Below are 21,231 nucleotides of genomic sequence, written 5' to 3'. Positions count from 1 at the left end.
GAACTAAAGGTGAGAACGCGCTTACGAATAAGCTCTTCTATAACCTAATTTAGTTCTCTATTTCTTAAATATCATCTGTAGAATGTATTTCAAAATACATGCCTAAGTTACATGTAAAAGTAATTTTTTAACGATTTACTTTTCTGTTACTTGCTTTAACCCATTCTTTTTTATTGCATTTTGGGCAAATAAAATTGTTTTGTGCGATATATTTAACGGTTTGTCCGCAAAAAGTACATGAATAAAAAGTGTCGGCTTCAAAAGCCTTTACGGTTTTCTTTAAAGAATCGGGCAAAATAGGTAATCCGTATTTTGTATGTTCGTGATCAAAAAAGTAAACGCTCACTTCAACCGTTGTTTCTAAAATGGCATATTCAACCTGGCCTAAATGAAAAACACCTTGTAGCCTTAATTCCATAAAAAATTCATCTTTGCTTAATGATTCTTTCCGGAATTCTTCAATAGAAAATTTTCCTTTTTTAATGATATAAACTTCTTTGCCTTCAACAAGCGTTTCTATCCATTTAAATTTAAACACCAAAACGGTTAGTAGTTTGTAGCAGATGGTAACTACAGAAAAAGCAATCAGCGCACTAAAAACGCCAATTTCTTTATAAATCATAGGGTCGCCGGCTGCAGATCCTAATCCTAAAATTACAACCAGTTCAAATACCGATAACTGCTTAATTCCGCGTTTGCCAAGAAGTCTTAAAAATATTAAGATGAGCAGGAACATTACAAACGTACGCAGCATTATTGATACTAAAAACGAAGTGCCGTTTTCGCCAAAAAGAAACTCGTTAATTTCCATAGATGTTGTCTAAATACACATAAATGTACTTATTTATTTACGAAGATTAATTTTTTAAGATGAAAATCCAATTACCTTGAGAGTTTTCGATTGAATGTTGATGAAAAAACACCTGTATTTGCTGGTTTGGATTTGATTTTAAATATTCACGTACTTTTACCAAGCTCTGAATTTTAGCCCATAGATCAATAAAATGCGATTCGTCTAAAATGTACGATTCTACTTCTTTATAACCATTTTGTGGCGTGACAAAATCGTTGGTTTCAACTCTTTCAAAAGCAGTAGCATTACTAAAATCTTGCGGTATCAATATTTTTCCTTTTTCTGGTAACGGTAAGGTTGAAGCTTTTAAAAGTAAGGCATTTGTTTCTGTGTACGTTACGTTTGTAATGATTTCATCGGGGGTTGTTTCTTTTGAAACAGTTACGGTAAATTGATCGGCTTTATTGAAAAATTTGTATTCTTTTCCTTCAATAAAATCATTAGTATTGTCATTAAACTTTAAAACCAATACTTTATTATCGGCAATTTTATCTTCCTCTTGATCACAATGACAGGCACTTGTTAAAAAGAAAATCGAGAAAAAGCCGACAACCATTAGGTAGAGTTTTGATTTTTTTAAATAGGAAGTAATTGTTTTAGTCATAACGTAGATTATTTTGTGAGATATTGTTATTGAGCGTGAAATTATACTAAAAATTGTGCCAGGCATTACTTTTTTAAAAAAATTGTATCGATTTACTATTTTAAATCGGTACAAAAAATGTAAAATGAATAATTGAGTGTAACTAACGGTTGTCTTGTGTACTTTGATTACTGTTAGATGAAGAATTTCGTCTGTTTATAGTATCATTATCGTTCATGTTATCTGTTGCATTAATGGAGCTTCCCTGATGATTGTCAATGGTTCCGCCCGAAACATCTCTCTCGTTTAACGGGTCAGGATTATCATACATTCGTTCTTGTTCTGGTAACGAATCATAACGGTTTACATCATCGGCTTTTTTATTATCTCTACAAGCAATTGTTGTTGTCAGAGTAAGTGTTAATACACTTATAAATAAGTATTTGTATAAATTCTTTTTCATAGCAATATATTTTTATTGATCCTGTTTTCTAAACTAAAGTTTATACAAAAATCAATTTGATTAATATAAAATGAATAAGAAATTCTGTAAATAAGTAAGATATTTTTTTAAATACAAAAACTATTCCTTAAAAATACAGTTAGTTTTAGACTGCTTCTTAATTTAAGTTTTTCAAAACTAGTCGTCATTTTGTGTAATTTTGGTACAAATAAGGTACTTTTTTTACACCAATAATATTCTTTAGTTTATAATTTAAAAGTTAGTTTAAGAAAGAAGTTTTAATTATTAAAAATTATATATATTTTTGATTTAATTAAAATTATTTTTACTTAAATAGTTAATTTATTATTATATAATATTTTATTTAGCATAAATACAAGACTTTATTTTTATTAATTGTTTGGCTATAATTATATGTGATTGTATTACCGCCTAAAGAAAATGTACTCTAAAATGTTAAAATTTATATTGGTTGATTTTATTAGGATTTCTTCATTTTTGATTTCTTCGTTTTGATAGCGAAGAATTGTTTAAAACACACATATTTAATCAGCTGGATTACTTATTGAATTAATATAATTGGGAAACACCCGAAAAGTGAAGTGAAATTCATTACGTATTTAAGTAAGATTGGATACATATTATTTTATTAAACAACCTAATCAATTATAATCATGGACAATAACAAAAACAACCCCGGACAAGACGGAACGATGAACAACAACAACAACAATCCGCAAAATCAGAATCAAAATCAAAAGAATCAAAATCAAAATGATCAATCTTTTGGAAATGATCAAAACAAAAATCAACAAACTCGCAACGCTCATGATCAAACTAATATTGATCGAGAAGACGAGGCTACAAGAAACACTAATAAGGACGGTCGTTCAGAAGAGCACCAAACCAATCAAGATGAAAAAAGATACACAGGATCTAAAAATCCAGATGGTATGGACACGAATGTAAGAAATAGAGATAAAGACTTTAATGAAGACATTACGAACGATCAAGACCGAAACAAGAACTTTGAAGACTAAATTTGCAGTTTACTTTAAGTGAAATAACCTCTCTAACTTTAAGAGAGGTTGTTTTTTATTTAATTTTCATCGGTTTTTGTTAAATGGGCAGTAATGATATCTGCCGTTTTCTTTATGGTTTGATGCACAATCTGGTGCGAATTTCCCAAGAAAACTTCCTTAACCTGTAAATGGTATTCCGGGAAAATAAAATCGATATACATAGTGCCTACAGGTTTATCATCTGTTTCGCTTCCACCGCTTTTGGTAAGTCCGGTTACTGCAACCAGAATATCTGCTTTATTAAACATTTTCTTTGCGTTAACAGCCATGCAGTTTGTTACTTCACGTGATTCCGGTGTATGTTTGTCAATTAATTCTTTCGGAACATTTAATATATTCATTTTTTCATCGGCATCGTAACAAACAATGCTGCCTAATAAAATGTCGCCCGAATAAGGCGTAAGCGCAAATGCGACAGAAAGTGCCCCGGCTGTAGCACTTTCTGTAAAAGCAATTTTAAGTTTTTTTTCGGCTAATAAAGCACAGCAGTTTAAAACACTTATTTCTGTCATATTTATTTATGAGATTGAATTTTAATAGGCAATTTTTCCACCTGTTGCAGGAATGGTAATTCCGCCGATATACGATGATTCTTTTGATGCAAGAAAAACATAAATCGGAGCAATTTCAACAGGTTGTCCTGGTCTTTTTAATGAAGTATCCTTTCCAAAATCTTTATAATCAATAATCGTACTCGGAATTAATGGTGTCCAAACCGGACCAGGGGCAACCGCATTTACACGAATATCTTTCTTTTGCTCAATCAACATCTGATTTAAATTAGCCGTGTAATTTTGTATTGCTGCTTTAGTTGCCGCATAAGGTAAAAGGGTAGGGTTGGGTTGGTACGCGTTTACCGATGTAGTGTTAATAATACTGCTGCCTTTAGGCATAAACGGTATGCTTAACTGGCACAAATGAAACATTGCCAACACATTGGTATCAAAGGTTAACTGCCATTCTTCGGTACTTATTTCGTCGATTGTTTCCCGACCCATTTGGTATGCTGCATTGTTTATAAGAACATCAATTTTTTTGAATTTTTTTACAGTGCTTTCAATTAACGCTTGGCATATTGCTTTATCGTTTATATCGCCTTTAAACAGCAAAGCTTCTCTGCCGGCTTTTCGCACCCATTCTGCGGTATCTTTCGCATCTTCATCTTCTACATCGCTTAAATAAGATATTACCACATCGGCTCCTTCGCGAGCAAATGCAATGGCTATGGCTTTTCCAATTCCGGAATCACCACCTGTAATTACAACGCATTTATCGGTCATACGGTTGTAGCCTATGTATGTATGTTCACCGTGATCTGGTTTTAGTTCCATTTGATCTTCTGATGCGGGAGGATTTTGTCTTGGCTCGTGAAAAGGTGGATGTGGATAGTTGCGGATGTTATTTTCTTTTTCTGTTTTCATAATGATTATTTTTAGTATTTATAAATTTTTCCTCCGGCATCTAATGTTTCGCCTGCTATTGATTTTGATTCTTGAGATGCAATAAAAACATACAACGGCGCAACTTCGTAAGGATGCATTGGTGTTACAGAATTCATGTTTGTTGGAAGGTTTTCGTAATTAGGTAATTCATCCGGTAAGGTATCAGACCAGATAAAACCAGTAGTAATGCCGTTAATGCGCAAACTTTTTTTGGTTAGCGCAAGCATTCGGTTCATTTCGTGCGTATAAGTTTTTACGGCGGCTTTTAATGCCGAATAAAAAATTAGCTGATCGGGTTGGGCATACGCACACAAAGTTGCCGAATTTATAATAATGCCGTTTGGGCTAAGATAATCTGGAGCCAATCGCCCCAATGTAAACAATGACTGTATCTTTAACGTATCGTTTTTTCGCAACAGATAATGCCCGGTTTCTGTATCCTTTTTATTTGATATGGCAAAAGTGTTTACAAGAATATCAATTTTAGGAACTTTTTTTAAGATGCTTTCAAAAAGCCGCTTACATTTAAACTCGTCAAAAGTACACGATTTAAACAACCAGACTTTTCTGCCGAGCTTTTCAATGAGCTTAACCGTTTTTTTTACTTCTTTTTCGTGTTTTAAATGGTTGTAAACCATAATAATATCGGCACCTTCTTTCGCAAAAGCAATTGATACCGCTTTGCCAACTCCATTGTCGCTGGCGGTTACAACAACACTTTTATTAAGTAATTTATCCGATCCTTCATACTCATCGGTTGTGTACTGCGGAGTAATTTTCATAAATGAACTAATTTCATTTTCCGAAAACGCAGTAAGCGGACTTTCAAATTGTAAATTCCTTTTCATAGTGTGAGATATTTTAACTTGTAGCTAATACACAAGCAAATTCTGTACTGCAAATAGCATGTTTATGTTATTCAAGGAAGTTTGTTCTATATATTAAAAAATTAAAAAGTTTAAAAATCAGGTAATCTTCATGACCCCTTAACGAATAGTTTAGGTTACAGTTAGTTCGTCTTTTACAAAGTATTATTGACTGCCGTCAGGTAGTAGTAGCGACTGTTTTTGAGAGTAAAAATAATTATGTGGAAAAATTCCTCCTTTTATGTACAAAATGTTCATAGCGTGTTATGGCTCAATCTTTAAAAATTAGGTCTGGTTAAAAAAAGTAAACCTCTGTTTTATTTGTTTAAAATCACTTTATTATAACTATATATAGTTTAAATTCATTTATATGGTTAAAATAATAATTATAGTTTATTTTTTTAATTTAAATTTTCGTGTTTGTTAAAATAACGAATATGTGTCAGTAATAAACATTTTTTTTTACTTGCGTAGGTACTGGCTCACTTCATTAAAACCACCAAATTGTTAAAATAATTTATACTGGGTACAAGCGCAATCAGTACGATGATTCAGCGGAAAAGATTACATTTTTACCTGGTTTTATAAATAGTGTGGCACATAATATAAGGGAATACCTATTGTGCTAGAACCAATACAAAACGCTAGCAGCTTGTACAAATATTAACTTATACAAACCAATTTATTATGAATTCAAGAAACAATAACAGACGAGGTTCAAACTCACGAAGCTCACAAGGATCTTCTCATGACGATATGAGAGAATTACATGAAGAAATTTATCAGTTAGGATACGAACACGGTTACGAAGACGGCTCTGAAGACGAGGAATACGATGATGATTTCTCTGATTTCGAAGACGATTTCAACGACGACAATTCATCAGATGATTATGATGATGACGACTACGATGACGACGATATGGATGATGAAGATTATGACGACGACGATGATGAAGATTATGACGACGATGATGAAGATTATGACGACGACGATGACGACGATGACGATTTTGAGAGAGATTCTCAAGGTAGGTTTACATCAAGAGGTCGTTCTGGTCGTGGATCAGGTTCAGGATCAGGACGTGGATCGAACTCAGGTTCAGGTCGCAGTGGATCAGGTTCATCTCGTAGCGGATCAAACTCGGGTTCAGGACGTGGATCAAACTCAGGTTCAGGATCAGGACGTGGATCTAATTCAGGTTCAGGTCGTAGCGGATCAAACTCAGGTTCAGGTTCAGGACGTGGATCAAACTCAGGTTCGGGTCGTAGCGGATCAAACTCAGGTTCAGGATCAGGACGTGGATCAAATTCAGGATCAGGACGTGGATCCAACTCAGGTTCAGGTTCAGGACGTGGATCAAATTCAGGTTCAGGACGTAGTGGATCAAACTCAGGATCAGGATCAGGACGTGGATCAAACTCTAGCTCTGGTAGAAGCGGATCTAATTCAGGATCAGGACGTGGATCAAACTCTAGCTCTGGTAGAAGCGGATCTAATTCAGGTTCAGGACGTGGATCGAACTCAGGTTCTGGTAGAGGCGGATCTAATTCAGGATCAGGTCGTGGAAACTCATCTAACAGTTCAGGCGACACATCAAATCGTGGTTTTGCATCAATGAGCAAAGCTAAAAGAACAAAAATTGCCCGCATGGGTGGTTTGGCTTCTGGTAAAAGCCGTTCAGGATTTGGCGGACGTAGAAACAGCAGCAACAATAGTTAATAAAAGGGGGATAAACTCCCCTTTTTATTTTATAATCTTTTAACTGTCTATTATGAATCAGAAAGATAAAAACTCAGAAAAAACGGCACCTTCAAAAAGCGAAGAATCAACAATAATTCCTGTTGAAGAAAATAAAGCAGTTGCTGGTAAAAAGCAGCAATCTGCCAATGAAACGAATGATTCCGCTCAGGAAACCGATAAACAGACGGATGCAAAACAAAATGGTATGGAAAAAAATAACAGTCATTCAGAATTAGAGAAATTCTTTCTAGATGCCTTGCAGGATATTTATTATGCCGAAGGAAAAATAGAAGAATCGCTTGCAAAAATAAAGCAAAAGGCTACTTCCGAAGAATTGCAGGAAGCTATTGAAGACCACGAGCTGGTTACAAAAAAACAGATTCTGCGTTTAGAAAAAGTGTTTAAACTTTTGGGCGAAGAAGCTAAAAAGAAAAAATGCGATGCCATCGACGGAATTTTGAAAGAAGTCGACGAAATGGTTAAAAGCACGAAAGACGGTTCTATGACGCGCGATGTTGCCATAATCATCGGATCGCAAAAGGTTGAGCATTACGAAATTGCCACCTATGGCGGTTTGGTACAGATTGCAATTACATTAGGTCACGAAAAAGTAGCCGATTTGCTGGAAACTACGTTAGACGAAGAAGAAGAAACAGATTACCTGCTTACCGAAATTGCCGAAGAACACGTGAATTTCGAAGCTGCAGAAGAATAACCTTCTTAACCACTAGGTTAATCTACATAGGTACTTTCGTAAAGTTTATTGGTAAAAGTAAATCACCCCCGTGAAAACGGTTGCGTAAAGTAATGTGTTTATTTCTTAACAGTCCATCAATATATATTACGTTTGGTTACCACAAAAAAATTGCTATGAATAAAGATTGGTTGTCTCCTAACCTTATCACTTAAAGTGAAATTGTTGGAGACAACCTTCGTTTTATAAAATAGTTCCTTATCAAATCTCTTTGTTAACCGTGCTGGCTGCTAACCGTTCTCATAACTATACTTTACAATTGCCAAATAAATCGAAGCTATTGAGTTTTATGCAAACATAATTTTAAACGTCTCTTACAATATTATGTTTGTATATCACCCTAACAACATCTATATTTCCTATGATGATATGTAGTTAAGCTTTATTTTTAATAGCTCACAAGTTATTTCCCTTTAAACTTGATTGCAAGTGTGTTTTACTAAAAAAAACATCACTTCGAGTGAAATTTCCATAACAAAGCGCAGGAAATTTTGGATCGGGAAGTTTGTATTAATCTGAATCTTTCAACCGTCACTTCGAGTGAAATTTCTGTAGCAAAGCGCAGGAAATTTTGTATCGGGAAGTTGCATCAACCTCAGCAACACATTAGCAGCCACTACAATTCAAGAAAATTTTGTATGTTTATAAAAACGGTTACAGATGAAAAATTACTTGCAAACACCCATTTATAAAAAGTCCGAAGAAATCTTTGAAACCCTAAAAGCAATTACCGGTTTATTTCCTGAAGATGATTCTATTTTGATAGACTTAAAAGGTCAGTTGCTGGGCGATGCCATGCTTATTCAGGCGAAGTTAGCCGGAGCATTTGCGGTTAAACTCTACGATATAAAAATGGAAAATGCCACATTGATCCGCAAGGCAGCACGTGATTTAACGGTTTCGTACCACACACTAAAAATGCTTGGTTTTGAAGAGGTAGAATATTACCAGATCATTCGCTCACAAATCGAAGAGTTCCGACTGTTGTTTGTAGAATGGGTTGCTGCGTTCAACAACAAACATTTTATTACCGATACCTGGGGTTTGTTCAACCCGCCAGGTATTGCACATGATTACAAACAGCAAGACAATGAACTTGATTTTTTGGATGATGAGGAGGAAGAATACTGATTTTTGAAAAACTATTCCAAATAGGCTGTTATTATCTCTTCTTATAGCTTATCAATTTTTTCTGTTTTTATGCATAACGACAGGTAATGGCGTATAAAATGCTGTTATTTGAACATATAGACAAATTCCTTATCCGTTAGATAGCACTGCGTATATTTTCCTTTGCTTTACTTTCGGTTATTATTTCACATTTTGTTATATTTACGCAAAACATATTTAAAAACAATGTCTGAAAATAACAAACAAATCCTGGAACAAAAACTTTGGGATGTTGCCAATACTTTACGTGGTAGAATCAATGCCGATGAATACCGTAATTACATCTTAGGATTTATTTTCTTTAAATACTTATCTGAAAAACAACATCTTTACGCCAATTCGTTATTGGAAGATGAAGAGGTAAAAGAATATCATCATGTAACCGATGCTGAAACGTTAGAAGCGATTAAAGAAGAATCGTTGGCACAATTAGGTTTCTTTTTGGCTCCGGATCAATTATTAGAAGCATTGATTAAAAGAGGTGCTAATACCTACATTATCGAAGAATTAGAGCAAACGCTTAACTACATTGAGCAATCTACAATGGGAACGGAATCGGAAGAAGATTTCATTGGACTGTTCCAAGATGTAGATTTGGCTTCGTCTAAATTAGGTAAAACACCCGATAAACGCAACGAGGTAATTGTAGAAATACTTGCGAAACTAAACGAAATCGATTTTAAATTAGAAGATATCGAATCCGATGTTTTGGGTGATGCCTACGAATACTTAATCAAACAATTTGCAGCAGGAGCAGGAAAATCGGCGGGGGAGTTTTATACGCCTCAAGAGGTTTCTACCATTTTGGCTAAAATTGTAACTTTAGGGAAAGACAAAATTCGTTCGGTTTACGATCCAACTTGCGGTTCGGGTTCGTTGTTATTGCGTGTAGCCAAACAAACCAAGGTAGCTGATTTTTACGGACAAGAGTTAAACCCAACCACGTACAACTTGGCTCGAATGAACATGATTTTGCACAACGTGCATTACTCGCGTTTTAATATAGAGCAAGATGATACGTTAGAAGAACCACGCCATAAAGACCAACGATTTGAAGCCATTGTTGCCAATCCGCCTTTTTCGGCCAATTGGAAAGGTGATGCCAATCCGTTAAACGCCTCCGATGTTCGTTTTAATTCTTTCGGAAAATTAGCACCCAAAACCAAAGCCGATTTTGCTTTTTTACAGCACATGTATTACCAATTAGCCGATAACGGAACCGTTGCTTCGGTATTTCCGCATGGCGTATTGTTTCGTGGCGCTGCCGAAGGCGTTATTCGCGAATATTTTATTAAAGAATTAAACGCTATTGATGCCATTATTGGTTTACCCGCCAATATTTTTTACGGAACCAGTATTCCTACCTGTATTGTAGTATTGAAAAAATGCCGTAAAGCCGATGATAACATCGTGTTTATTGATGCCAGCGGCGAAGGCAATTTTATAAAAGAAGGTACGCAAAACAAATTGCGCGACGAAGACATACAACGTATTGTAGATGCGTATGCCAACCGACAAGAAATTGATAAATATTGCCACATAGCTACGCTTGCCGAAATTGCCGAAAACGATTACAATTTAAACATACCGCGTTATGTAGATACGTTTGAAGAAGAAGAAGCTATTGACGTACAGCAAGTAACCGAGCGTTTAAAAGCTATTAATACCGAGTTATCAGAAGTAGATAAAAAGTTAGCTTCATTTTGTGATGAATTACAGATACCCACACCTTTTTAAATGCGTCAGTTCGAGTGATTTTCGAAGAAAATTGTATCGAGAACACGAATTTAATAACACAGAGAGCCTGTCATGTTGAGCTTGTCGAAACATCTCTAAAATGAATTTTTTGTCATTCTGAACTTGTTTCAGAATCTCACAAGAGGAGATTGTCACACTGAGCCTGTCGAAGTGCAGAATCTCATACAAAACTTAAAAGGTAAAACTTTAATAAAAAACAAAATGAAACAACAACATACACTACAACCTAAATTGCGATTTCCTGAGTTTGATGGAGATTGGAGTTTAAAAAAAATAAAAGATATAGCACCACTTCAACGTGGTTTCGATTTACCATCAACGGAATTAATTTATGGAGAATACCCTGTAGTTTATTCTAATGGAATTCAAAATTATCATAATTCATTTAAGGTAGATGGTCCTGGAATTATTACAGGAAGGTCAGGAACAATTGGGAAAATTCATTATGTAGAAGGTAAATATTGGCCTCATAATACTTCTTTATGGGTTACTGATTTCAAAGGAAATCAGCCAAAATTTATTTATTATTTTTTCTTGAAATTAGATTTCACAAAATATAATGCAGGATCAACTGTTCCAACTTTGAATAGAAATGATGTTCATGATTTAAAAAAAATAATTCCCTCCCTTCCCGAACAACAAAAAATAGCCGGTTATTTATCTACAATAGATAAAAAAATCAATTTATTAGAAGAAAAGAAAGAACAATTGGTGTTGTACAAAAAAGCCATGATGCAAAAGTTGTTTTCGCAAGAAATTCGTTTTAAACCTACTCAATGTCACACTGAGCCTGTCGAAGTGGAGCCTGTCGAAGTGGAGCTTATGGAAACATATCCAGAATGGGAAGAAAAGAGATTAAAGGAAATTTCGGAATTTAGAAGAGGTAGTTTTCCTCAGCCTTATGGATTAGCTAAATGGTACGATGACGAAAATGGTTATCCATTTGTTCAAGTTTATGATGTTGACGATAATTTTAAACTAAAACAAAATACGAAAAGAAAAATTAGTTCCTTAGCTACAAAATCAAGTGTCTTTGTGAAAAAAGGTACTTTATTAATTACAATTCAAGGATCAATAGGAAGAATCGCTATTACTGAATTTGATTGTTATGTAGATCGTACATTATTAATTATAACTTCCTTGGATATTAAACTACATATTGATTATTACAAATATTGTTTATTTCTATTATTTGAAATTGAAAAACACAAAGCTCCAGGAGGTACAATAAAAACGATAACTAAAGAAGTTTTAAGTGATTTTGTAATACCTTTTCCTTGTTTACCCGAACAACAAAAAATCGCAGATTTCTTGTCGGCTATAGATGAAAGTATAGAAAAAGTAAACGAGCAAATTAGTCAAACGCAAAGCTTTAAAAAAGCCATGTTGCAGCAAATGTTTGTTTAGGTAAAAGTGAAAGTAAGTATGAAAAAATATTATTTGTTTATAGACGAAAGTGGAGATCATGGTTTAGTAAATCTTGATCCTTCTTTCCCTGTTTTCTTACTTTGTGCTATACTTACCAGCGAGGATAATTATTTTGATATAAGAAATAATATCAATGCTATAAAAACGGAAGAATGTATGGGTTAAAGATTTTTCCCTAAAAACAAAAGCCCATCAAATGATAGGCTTTTGCTCGACCGGGGACACCCCAATCCTTTATTTCTTTAATTATTAAAGACGATTTTGTAGTACAAATGTATAACATAATATTGTTAAAAACAAATGTTTAACAAAAATGAACGCACAACCAGAACAACTCTTAGAAAATAATTTAATAGATCAATTGGTACAATTGGGCTATCAACGTATCGTTTTAAAACACGAAACCGATGTAGTGGCTAATTTCAAACAACAGATTGAAAAACACAATAAAGTTTCGCTTACCGAAACCGAATTAAACCAAATACTCCTTTACATCAATAAAGGCAATACGTTTGAACGTGCAAAAACGCTGCGTTCTCGTATTCCGTATATTAATGAATTGGGAGAAAATAAAACCATACAGTTAATTGACAGTAAAAATTGGTGTAAAAACGAATTTCAAGTAGCGAATCAAATTTCTATGAAAGGAAATTACGACAACCGCTACGATGTTACTATTTTAATTAATGGTTTGCCTTTGGTTCAAATTGAATTAAAACGTAGAGGTTTAGAGTTAAAAGAAGCTTTTAATCAAATCAATCGCTATCAAAGACATTCATACGGCGCAGGTTTTGGGTTGTTTCAATTTATTCAGTTGTTCGTTATTAGTAATGGGGTAAATACCAAATACTATTGCAATGGTCGTGTAAAAGATCGTTCATTTAAGCAATCGTTTTACTGGACAGATAAAGAAAATAAACTAATTACAAACTTAGCTGAGTTTGCAGATGATTTCATGAATCCGTGTCATTTATCTAAAATGATTACGCAGTATATTGTACTAAACGAAACGCAAAAAGCCTTAATGGTGTTACGTCCGTACCAATATTATGCGGTAGAAGCCATCATTAATCAAGTAAAAACAACTACCGAATACGGTTATATTTGGCACACTACGGGTTCTGGGAAAACCTTAACGTCGTTTAAAGCTGCACAAATACTTACACAGTTACCCGAAGTTCACAAAGTGGTTTTTGTAGTCGATCGTAAAGATTTAGATACGCAAACGGCAAAAGAATTTAATAGTTTTAGTAAAGGAAGTATCGATTCTACAAACGATACCAAAACCTTGGTAAACCAAATGACGGGTTCCAATAAATTAATAGTTACTACGATACAAAAATTAAACAATGCAATAACGAAACCGTATTATCTTAAAGCGATGAAAGCGTTAGAAAACGAGCGCATTGTTTTTATTTTCGATGAGTGTCACCGTTCGCAATTTGGAAAAACCCATGAAGACATCAAGAATTTCTTTAAAGGTTGTCAAATGTTTGGTTTTACAGGAACGCCCATATTTACTGAAAATGCCGGAACCAACGATTATGGAAAACGTACCACCGAAATGTTGTTTGGTAAGCCGTTGCACAAATATGTAATTACCGATGCTATTAGAGATGGAAATGTTTTACGCTTTGCCATTGAATACATTAGAACATTCAAACAAAAAGATACTATTGAAGACATTGAAGTAGAAAAAATCAATGAACCCGAAGTAATGAATGCGCCAGTTCGTAGAAAAGCTATTGTAAAACACATCATTCAAAATCATCACCGAAAAACGCATAATAAAGAGTTTACGGCTATGTTTTGTGTAAGCGATACCGATGCTGCTATTGCCTATTATAAATTGTTTAAAGAAGCAAAAGAGCAAGGTTTACACGATTTAAAAATTGCAACTATTTTTACTTATACAGCTAACGAGGAACAGAAAAAGAACAGCAACTATTCTATAGAAGAAGACGAATTTAATATTGCGGCAGAAAGTGATACACCTTATTTAGCAAAATACAAACGAGAAGAATTAGATGATTTTATTGAAGATTACAATAAAATGTTTCAACGAAATTATTCAACAAAAGACTCTGCTTTGTTTTATCAATATTACAACGACATTGCCGATAAAGTTAAAAACAAACAAATTGATATTTTAATAGTCGTAAATATGTTTTTAACGGGGTTTGATAGTAAAACATTGAACACCTTATACGTTGATAAGAATTTACAATATCATGGATTGATTCAAGCATATTCTCGTACCAACCGAATTTTAGATGAAGTAAAATCACATGGAAATATTGTTTGTTATCGCAATTTAAAAGAGGCAACAGATAAAGCGATAGAGTTATTTGCAAATAAAAATGCCGTAGGTGAAATCATAGAATTGCCTTACGAAGCTTTAGACCAAAAGTTACAGGAAAAATATGATGCTTTAGTAACGATTGCGCCAACAGTTGATAGTGTAAACACGTTACAAAACGAAGAAGAGCAAGCCGAGTTTATTAAGGCTTTTCGGGAAGTAATGCGATTGCTGAATAAAATGAAGCAATACGGTGATTTTAATTACGATGATTTACCAATTACGCATCAAGAATTTGAAGATTACAAAAGCAAGTATTTAGACTTATATGAAGAAAACAAAGGTTTACACAAAGAAGATGATAAAGGGCATTCTATTTTAGATGACCTTGATTTTGAATTAGAGTTGATTCATCGTGATGAGATTAATGTAACTTATATCATGAATTTATTGGTTCGTTTACAAGCAGCTCCACAGGCTGAAAAACAGAGCCAAGAAAAAATGATTCAAGACTTATTGAATTCTGATATTCAGTTGCGTAGTAAAAAAGAATTAATTGAAAAGTTTATTCAAAAGAATCTGCCGTTAATTGCAGATTCTGAAGATGTTATTGAAGCATTTGAAGATTTTGTAGAACAGGAGCGTAAAGAAGCTATTCAAGAAATAAGTAAAGAAGAAGCATTAGACCAAGATAAATTGGAACACATAATTGGTGAATATTTATTTACTGATAAACAACCATTACGTGAGGATATTGTTGGTTTAATGATTCAAAAACCAAGTTTAAAAGAACGCAGTACCAAAATTGAACGTGTTACCCATAAAATCTATGATTTTGTGAATACGTTTATCAGTGGATTTGCGAGGTAGATTATAATATAAATAACACTATGAGTGAATTTAAAATACTATTTTCAGATTATTTTGATATAGACAAAAATGTACTAGAAAAATATGGGGCTTTAAACATTTGTTTAAGTTCGGATTTACCGCTCTTTATAGATCCATTCTTGCTATTTGCTTCTAAGGATACTGAATACCAAAAACTTCATAAGATTTTAATTGAACATATTATGTTTCTAAAGAACGTAGCAATAGAAGATAAAGACTTTGCTGTAAATAATAGTATATTTAGATTTCCAGAAATAAAGCAAAATTGGTTAGGGGTCTCAAAAGATAGTAATGGAGGAAGAGGACTAGGTAAAGACTTTGCAAAAAAAATGATAAATTCTTTTAATGGATTCTATAAATCATTTGGCAATGAGAAAATAACTCAGACTTCACATATTGAAAAATTAACATTAATGAATCCTGGTGTAGGGAGAGACTTTATTAGCGACTTTACTACAAATATCATCTATGATTTCTTGCTTGAATACACACAAGCGTTTGCTATTAATAACCTGAAGGATCATCAAATTAGAGAATTTAAATTAAATTCAATTTTTAATAAAGAGTTTCAAAGATGGATGCCTAAAACATACAGACTACCGTATTTGTTTTTGGAGGATAATGGAGATTTTATTATTTTAACACCACTAGATATTCTAACAAAAGATGATGCTGCAATTAATAATTCAGAGTTTTATTCGAATTTCAAGAACATATCAAATAGCATTCGTAATGTAGACTTAAGAGATTCTATAAACAAATATTTTAGGGAAAATCTTCCTAAAGACCCCTCAACTAAAGAAAGAAATCTTACCATCAACAAAACAGTTAACAAATTTCCGGAAATTTTAGATCATTATATTAAATCTAAAGAAGATAATAAGGAAAATGTTTCTAAGTTAACTAAAGATAAAATTTCTAAAATCACTCAGGAGCTTACTGAAATTTTAATATCACTACCTAAGTTGTTGGATGAATTTAGTGATTTTTATAAATTTAAACCAGATAGCTATGAAGAAGCTCTTAAACGAGTAGTCTATCTGAAAGAAGTAATAGAAGATAATGATGGTTATAGGGTTTTTTATAATGATGGAATACCTATTGCAAAAGAAGAAACGATTCAAAGGATGTTTAGATTAACTTGGTATGCAACTCCTTTTGACGTTAATTCTGAAGTAAATAACGGAAGAGGTCCTGCGGACTATAAAATATCTAATGGCTCTAAAGATTCAACAATTGTTGAGTTTAAATTAGGGAAATCATCTTCTCTAAAGAACAATTTAAAAAATCAAACCGATATTTACAAAAAAGCTTCTAAATCAATAAGTGACATAAAAGTCATCCTTTGCTATAATGACAAAGAAATTGAAAAAGTTAATTCAGTTTTGAATGATTTAGACCTTAAAGAGCAAGAAAATATAATCATAATTAATGCTTCTCCTAAAAAATCCGCTTCAAAAGTAAATGATTGAGGTAATGAAAAGTAAATTAATTTAAAGCAATAATAAACTTAATAAAACATAGTAAAATGAAATTGCACTCGATAAAAATTAAAAATTTTAGAAGCTATAAAGAAGAAGTTGAAATTAAAATAGATGATTTAACAACCTTTGTTGGAAAAAATGATATTGGAAAGTCTTCCGTATTAGAAGCATTAGACGTCTTCTTTAATGATGGAAAAGGAGATTATGTTGTCAAGTTAGATAAAGATGATGTTAATAAATATGCGTTAGAGGAAGGTAATAAAGATATTTTTATTACTGCGGTATTCACAGATTTACCGCCTTCGATTACTATTGATGCTACCAACCCTACTACATTTGAGAATGAATATCTATTAAATTCTAATGGTAGATTGGAAATCATAAAAAAATACCCAAATGCAGGAGCAGCAAAAGTTTTTATCAAAGCACATCATCCAACCAATGAAAAATGTTCTGATTTATTATTAAAAAAAATTGGAGATTATAAAAAAATAATCAAAGATGAATCTATTGAGTGTGAAAATCTAACCGTAAATGCAATAATGCGAACAGCAATTTGGAATCATTTTGCTGATGATTTACAGTTAAATGAGATCGAAATTGATACTTCAAAAGAAGATGCTAAAAATATTTGGGAAAAAATACAAACTTATCTGCCATTATACTGTCTTTTTCAATCTGATAGAAAAAATAGTGATAATGACAGCGAAGTACAAGATCCTTTGAAGAAGGCAGTATCTCAAATTTTAGCAGATCAAGAGGTAATCTCAATGTTTGAAGATATAGCACGACGTGTTACTGTGCACCTAAATGCTGTTTCTGATACTACTTTGGCGAAATTGAGAGAAATGAATCCAGAGATAGCGAATTCATTAAATCCGATAATACCAACAGCAAGTGCATTAAAATGGATAGATGTATTTAAGAATGTTTCTATTTCTGGTGACGAAAATATCCCAATCAATAAAAGAGGAAGTGGTGTTAAAAGATTAATCTTATTAAACTTTTTTAGAGCCGAAGCTGAAAGAAGAATGCGTTCTGGGAACTCACAATCAGTTATTTATGCGATAGAAGAACCTGAAACATCTCAACATACAGATCATCAAAGATTGTTGATTAAAGCTTTTAAAGAATTATCTCAAGCAAATAAAACTCAAGTTTTATTAACAACACATAGCTCTATTGTTGTTAAAGGATTGGAGTTTGATAACTTAAGATTAATCAATAAAGATGCAGAAGGAAATAAATCTATTTCAGAAGTTTTACCTAGTCAATTACCATATCCTTCTTTAAACGAAATAAACTATGTTGCTTTTAAAGATTTAACAGATGAATACCATAACGAATTACACGGCTATCTTTTCGCTGAAGAATTATGGAACGATTTCAAGATTGGAAAAGATTTGATTGATTATACTAAAATTTTTAATAATGGTTCTACTAAAAATGAGCAAATTGTTTTGACGGAATATATTAGGCATCAAATTCATCATCCTGAGAATATTTTGAATCCGAGGTTTACATTTGTGCAATTAGAAGAGTCTGTAAATTTAATGAGGGAATTTATATTAAATAAAAGAAGTGAGTTATAAATTCACTTCTAATAAAATAATCGTAATAACCCTTGGTAAGGTAAAGAACGACAATGTTGAGTTACATTTTCAAGTTTACCGTAACGGATTCTTGTATATGCCCTCACAAATACAGGTTTTACACCTACGCAACTAATGCATTTCATAGCTTTAAACTTTATTGTTAATATCCTATCAACATAAAAGTGCTATTTGCAAGAGTTGAGCAAATATAAATTATTTTATCCAATTTAGAAAAAATGAGCTTCAAACTATTAGCAATACGCCCATTAGAGGGATGTGAAGAAAATATCCTAAATAATTTACAAGTAAATAAATTTTATTTTTTTGATGACTCTTACAAACAATATAAGGATCATGATTTTATTATAAAAAAAGAAAACTACAATGAACTTAATCCTGATTTTTATTATAGTAAAAATGAAAATACTGAATCCACACTTCAGTCTATTAATATAAATGCTATTGTTGGAAAAAATGGTAGTGGAAAAAGCTCTATCATTGAATTTTTATTGAGATTGCTAAATAACTTTTTTAAAGGAATTGATGAAAATAATAAACTAGAAAAACTTATTTGCGTTGAAGGAATAGTAGGTGAGCTTTATATTTTACAAGATGAAAAATTATATAAGATTTATATTAATTTTTCAATTAATAAGTATAAAGAAGATGCAAAAAATAAAAAAAATGAAATTAGAGAGTATATAAACGTTTTAGAAATACCACAGATTATTAGTGGTAAAGTTCTAGAAAATGATGGATTTAAAAATCAATCATATAAAAATGAAAAATATTCAGTCAAAAACGAAACTAAATTCAAGGTTGATGATTATTTCTTTACAATGTATGTTAATTATTCTTTATATGGTTTAGATGAGAAAGATTTCGAAGATGATGGTTTCATTTATGATAATCGTAATAAAGTAAATGTTTCATGGCTAAATAAAATTTTTCATAAAAATGATGGATACCAAACGCCTGTTGTTATTCATCCGTATAGAGAAAGTGCAATGATTGATGTCAGGCGAGAAAAAGAATTAATGAAGCAAAGATTAAGTGCACTTATATTTACAAATGAAGAATATAGAACAGTTATTCCTCAATACAGTTTTGATGAAATTAGATTTAGATTAAAAGCTGAAACTGCTTTAGATCATTTTTTAATATATCAATTTGAAAAGCAGGAAGAAGACAAAGCAACTCTTGACATTTTTCCAATAAATATTTCTAAAAATATTATAAATGAAAAGATAGGTTTTTTATCAAAATGGATTGATGATAATATTGTGCTTGTAAATTATTTTAACAAAAAAATTAAAGAAATAACGGAAGGAGAAAAAAAAACGTACGATATAAAAATATATTTATATGCTGCTTATGCATTTTTATACGATATTGAAGTTAGAAAAGATGAAGACATTGATTCTGAGGATATAAATAAACCGTTTTTATCATACATTATTAAAAACCAGTTTGAGCACAGTAAATTAGATTTTTTATCAGAGGAAATAAAGAAAACTTCACCTTTTAATAAAATTTTGGAAAAAACTTCTAATATGAGCCTTGAAACGCTAATTAGTCTTATTCAACTGACAATTAGTTATGATGTTTTTTGTAAACACCTGGGGTATGGAAATCATGAGATTTACTATAAATTAAATACTGATAAATTTGAATATCATTTATTTTGGTACTGTGTTGTTAAAACGGTAAAAACAATAAAATACAATACAAACAGACTTTTTTCAGAATCGTTTGAACCTAAAAATATACTTAAAAATAATAAAAGCGATCTACAATATTTAACTAAAAGATATTTCGTTGACATTATCAGAATTGATAAAAGTCATATAACTGACAAACTTCGAAGATCTATATTATTGTTAGAATTGATAAAAAATCCGATAAAGAAGACGTTACAAATTGATGGTGAATATAAAATTTTCAGTAGTTCAAGTTTAATTGACTATTACAGAAAGATTGTTAATAATGGTAGATCTACTAAATGGAATCTCCAAAACTGGGAGTTTTCTAGAGATATAGAAGAATTAGGAGATTTGATAAACAATACAAAAGCAATTTATTCTAGAAAAAATATTGAATTGACAGATTTGTTACCTCCGGCAATTTTTGACTATGATTTTTATTCTTCAATAAAAGAGAAGGAAAAAAAAATACCTTTATCAAAAATAAGTTCTGGGCAATTTCAAAAATTAGGTCTTTTAAGTTCTATTGTTTATCATTTAAAAAATTTAGATTCAATTCAAAAACGTGCTAATTTTAATTCATACAAACAAGTTTTGGTTGTGCTTGATGAAATAGAACTTTATTTCCACCCCGAACAACAAAGGGAATTTGTTAATGATTTAGTTCGACTATTGAAATTAAATAAGTTTAAACAAATTGAAAATATAAATATTTTTTTTATCACGCATTCTCCTTTTATTCTTTCAGATATTCCATCTCAAAATGTTTTAAGGTTAAAACAAGGAAAATCTTTACAGGATGAAAATGGACTTAATTCATTTGGAGCAAATATTCATGATTTATTAGCAGATGAGTTTTTTCTTGAAAATGGTTTCATGGGAGAATTTGCTACACTCAAGATTAATGAAATTTTTAATAGACTTAAAGAAATTAATTCAAAAATCTCAAAGGAACAGTATGATTCTTTATTAAGAGAAATAAATCTTATTGGAGAGATAATTATAAAGCAACCGCTTTTGGATTTACTTCATAATAAATTTAAGGATTCATTATCAGATAATGAATTACTCGTTAGATATTACGAAAACAAAATTAAAGAATTAACTAAATAGTTTT

General features: G+C 31.9%; 17 protein-coding genes. 11 read left to right on the top strand and 6 right to left on the bottom strand.

Annotated elements, in window-relative coordinates; translation table 11 throughout:
* Nucleotides 1-127: 127 nt before the first annotated feature.
* The 3 genes from EG242_RS02715 to EG242_RS02705 form a co-directional block, all read right to left on the bottom strand.
* Nucleotides 128-811 (bottom strand): DUF421 domain-containing protein, encoded by a 684-nt coding sequence (locus tag EG242_RS02715; RefSeq protein WP_124898382.1) that lies wholly within the window; start codon nt 809-811, stop codon nt 128-130.
* Nucleotides 812-857: 46 nt separating this feature from the next.
* Nucleotides 858-1,457 carry a hypothetical protein gene (locus tag EG242_RS02710; RefSeq protein WP_124898381.1) on the bottom strand — a complete coding sequence of 200 codons (600 nt, stop codon included), beginning with the start codon at nt 1,455-1,457 and terminating at the stop codon, nt 858-860.
* A gap of 142 nt (nt 1,458-1,599) precedes the next feature.
* Nucleotides 1,600-1,899 (bottom strand): hypothetical protein, encoded by a 300-nt coding sequence (locus EG242_RS02705; protein ID WP_124898380.1) that lies wholly within the window; start codon nt 1,897-1,899, stop codon nt 1,600-1,602.
* Nucleotides 1,900-2,573: 674 nt separating this feature from the next.
* Here EG242_RS02705 and EG242_RS02700 point away from each other — a divergent pair.
* A complete protein-coding gene (locus tag EG242_RS02700; protein WP_124898379.1) occupies nt 2,574-2,939 on the top strand; it encodes a hypothetical protein in 366 nt (121 codons plus the stop codon).
* A 59-nt stretch (nt 2,940-2,998) separates the two neighbouring features.
* Here the strand turns inward: EG242_RS02700 and EG242_RS02695 are convergent, their stop codons facing one another.
* The 3 genes from EG242_RS02695 to EG242_RS02685 are packed head-to-tail and all read right to left on the bottom strand — an operon-like array spanning nt 2,999 to nt 5,271.
* Complete coding sequence (locus EG242_RS02695) at nt 2,999-3,493, bottom strand: CinA family protein (protein WP_124898378.1); 495 nt, start codon at nt 3,491-3,493, stop codon at nt 2,999-3,001.
* A 21-nt stretch (nt 3,494-3,514) separates the two neighbouring features.
* Complete coding sequence (locus EG242_RS02690; protein WP_124898377.1) at nt 3,515-4,402, bottom strand: SDR family oxidoreductase; 888 nt, start codon at nt 4,400-4,402, stop codon at nt 3,515-3,517.
* An 11-nt stretch (nt 4,403-4,413) separates the two neighbouring features.
* Nucleotides 4,414-5,271, bottom strand: a complete 858-nt coding sequence (locus EG242_RS02685) for an SDR family oxidoreductase (RefSeq protein WP_124898376.1) — start codon at nt 5,269-5,271, stop codon at nt 4,414-4,416.
* Nucleotides 5,272-5,976: 705 nt separating this feature from the next.
* Here EG242_RS02685 and EG242_RS02680 point away from each other — a divergent pair.
* The 10 genes from EG242_RS02680 to EG242_RS02635 all read left to right on the top strand — a co-directional run bounded on the left by EG242_RS02680 (nt 5,977) and on the right by EG242_RS02635 (nt 21,227).
* Nucleotides 5,977-7,011: a hypothetical protein gene (locus EG242_RS02680; RefSeq protein WP_124898375.1), complete on the top strand. Its 1,035-nt coding sequence runs from the start codon at nt 5,977-5,979 to the stop codon at nt 7,009-7,011.
* Between the two features lie 52 nt (nt 7,012-7,063).
* Complete coding sequence (locus EG242_RS02675; protein ID WP_235831846.1) at nt 7,064-7,747, top strand: YciE/YciF ferroxidase family protein; 684 nt, start codon at nt 7,064-7,066, stop codon at nt 7,745-7,747.
* Between the two features lie 699 nt (nt 7,748-8,446).
* Nucleotides 8,447-8,917, top strand: coding sequence for a hypothetical protein (locus EG242_RS02670; RefSeq protein WP_124898374.1), 471 nt, complete (start codon nt 8,447-8,449; stop codon nt 8,915-8,917).
* Nucleotides 8,918-9,142: 225 nt separating this feature from the next.
* Nucleotides 9,143-10,693, top strand: a complete 1,551-nt coding sequence (locus tag EG242_RS02665; protein WP_124898373.1) for a type I restriction-modification system subunit M — start codon at nt 9,143-9,145, stop codon at nt 10,691-10,693.
* Nucleotides 10,694-10,915: 222 nt separating this feature from the next.
* On the top strand, nt 10,916-12,121 hold the full coding sequence (locus EG242_RS02660) for a restriction endonuclease subunit S (RefSeq protein ID WP_124898372.1): 1,206 nt from the start codon (nt 10,916-10,918) through the stop codon (nt 12,119-12,121).
* Between the two features lie 18 nt (nt 12,122-12,139).
* Complete coding sequence (locus EG242_RS02655) at nt 12,140-12,307, top strand: DUF3800 domain-containing protein (protein ID WP_124898371.1); 168 nt, start codon at nt 12,140-12,142, stop codon at nt 12,305-12,307.
* Nucleotides 12,308-12,455: 148 nt separating this feature from the next.
* Nucleotides 12,456-15,311 carry a type I restriction endonuclease subunit R gene (locus tag EG242_RS02650; RefSeq protein ID WP_124898370.1) on the top strand — a complete coding sequence of 952 codons (2,856 nt, stop codon included), beginning with the start codon at nt 12,456-12,458 and terminating at the stop codon, nt 15,309-15,311.
* 20 nt (nt 15,312-15,331) lie between these two features.
* Nucleotides 15,332-16,804: a hypothetical protein gene (locus tag EG242_RS02645; protein WP_124898369.1), complete on the top strand. Its 1,473-nt coding sequence runs from the start codon at nt 15,332-15,334 to the stop codon at nt 16,802-16,804.
* A gap of 56 nt (nt 16,805-16,860) precedes the next feature.
* Nucleotides 16,861-18,408 (top strand): ATP-binding protein, encoded by a 1,548-nt coding sequence (locus EG242_RS02640; protein WP_124898368.1) that lies wholly within the window; start codon nt 16,861-16,863, stop codon nt 18,406-18,408.
* Between the two features lie 239 nt (nt 18,409-18,647).
* On the top strand, nt 18,648-21,227 hold the full coding sequence (locus tag EG242_RS02635; protein WP_124898367.1) for an AAA family ATPase: 2,580 nt from the start codon (nt 18,648-18,650) through the stop codon (nt 21,225-21,227).
* The last annotated feature ends 4 nt before the right edge of the window (nt 21,228-21,231 follow it).

Origin of the sequence: Paenimyroides viscosum (assembly GCF_003858535.1) — a bacterium.
Classification (GTDB): Bacteria; Bacteroidota; Bacteroidia; order Flavobacteriales; family Flavobacteriaceae; genus Flavobacterium; species Flavobacterium viscosum.
Note: the sequence above shows the minus strand (reverse complement) of the source record. Positions and strands in the feature narration are given on the sequence as shown.

Bases quoted from the DNA above. Each gene is read 5' to 3' on its own strand.
- EG242_RS02695 (WP_124898378.1), bottom strand. From the start codon at position 3,493: ATGACAGAAATAAGTGTTTTAAACTGCTGTGCTTTATTAGCCGAAAAA.
- EG242_RS02705 (WP_124898380.1), bottom strand. From the start codon at position 1,899: ATGAAAAAGAATTTATACAAATACTTATTTATAAGTGTATTAACACTT.
- EG242_RS02690 (WP_124898377.1), bottom strand. From the start codon at position 4,402: ATGAAAACAGAAAAAGAAAATAACATCCGCAACTATCCACATCCACCT.
- EG242_RS02650 (WP_124898370.1), top strand. From the start codon at position 12,456: ATGAACGCACAACCAGAACAACTCTTAGAAAATAATTTAATAGATCAA.
- EG242_RS02645 (WP_124898369.1), top strand. From the start codon at position 15,332: ATGAGTGAATTTAAAATACTATTTTCAGATTATTTTGATATAGACAAA.
- EG242_RS02640 (WP_124898368.1), top strand. From the start codon at position 16,861: ATGAAATTGCACTCGATAAAAATTAAAAATTTTAGAAGCTATAAAGAA.
- EG242_RS02710 (WP_124898381.1), bottom strand. From the start codon at position 1,457: ATGACTAAAACAATTACTTCCTATTTAAAAAAATCAAAACTCTACCTA.
- EG242_RS02715 (WP_124898382.1), bottom strand. From the start codon at position 811: ATGGAAATTAACGAGTTTCTTTTTGGCGAAAACGGCACTTCGTTTTTA.
- EG242_RS02670 (WP_124898374.1), top strand. From the start codon at position 8,447: ATGAAAAATTACTTGCAAACACCCATTTATAAAAAGTCCGAAGAAATC.
- EG242_RS02660 (WP_124898372.1), top strand. From the start codon at position 10,916: ATGAAACAACAACATACACTACAACCTAAATTGCGATTTCCTGAGTTT.
- EG242_RS02675 (WP_235831846.1), top strand. From the start codon at position 7,064: ATGAATCAGAAAGATAAAAACTCAGAAAAAACGGCACCTTCAAAAAGC.
- EG242_RS02700 (WP_124898379.1), top strand. From the start codon at position 2,574: ATGGACAATAACAAAAACAACCCCGGACAAGACGGAACGATGAACAAC.
- EG242_RS02665 (WP_124898373.1), top strand. From the start codon at position 9,143: ATGTCTGAAAATAACAAACAAATCCTGGAACAAAAACTTTGGGATGTT.
- EG242_RS02655 (WP_124898371.1), top strand. From the start codon at position 12,140: ATGAAAAAATATTATTTGTTTATAGACGAAAGTGGAGATCATGGTTTA.
- EG242_RS02680 (WP_124898375.1), top strand. From the start codon at position 5,977: ATGAATTCAAGAAACAATAACAGACGAGGTTCAAACTCACGAAGCTCA.
- EG242_RS02685 (WP_124898376.1), bottom strand. From the start codon at position 5,271: ATGAAAAGGAATTTACAATTTGAAAGTCCGCTTACTGCGTTTTCGGAA.
- EG242_RS02635 (WP_124898367.1), top strand. From the start codon at position 18,648: ATGAGCTTCAAACTATTAGCAATACGCCCATTAGAGGGATGTGAAGAA.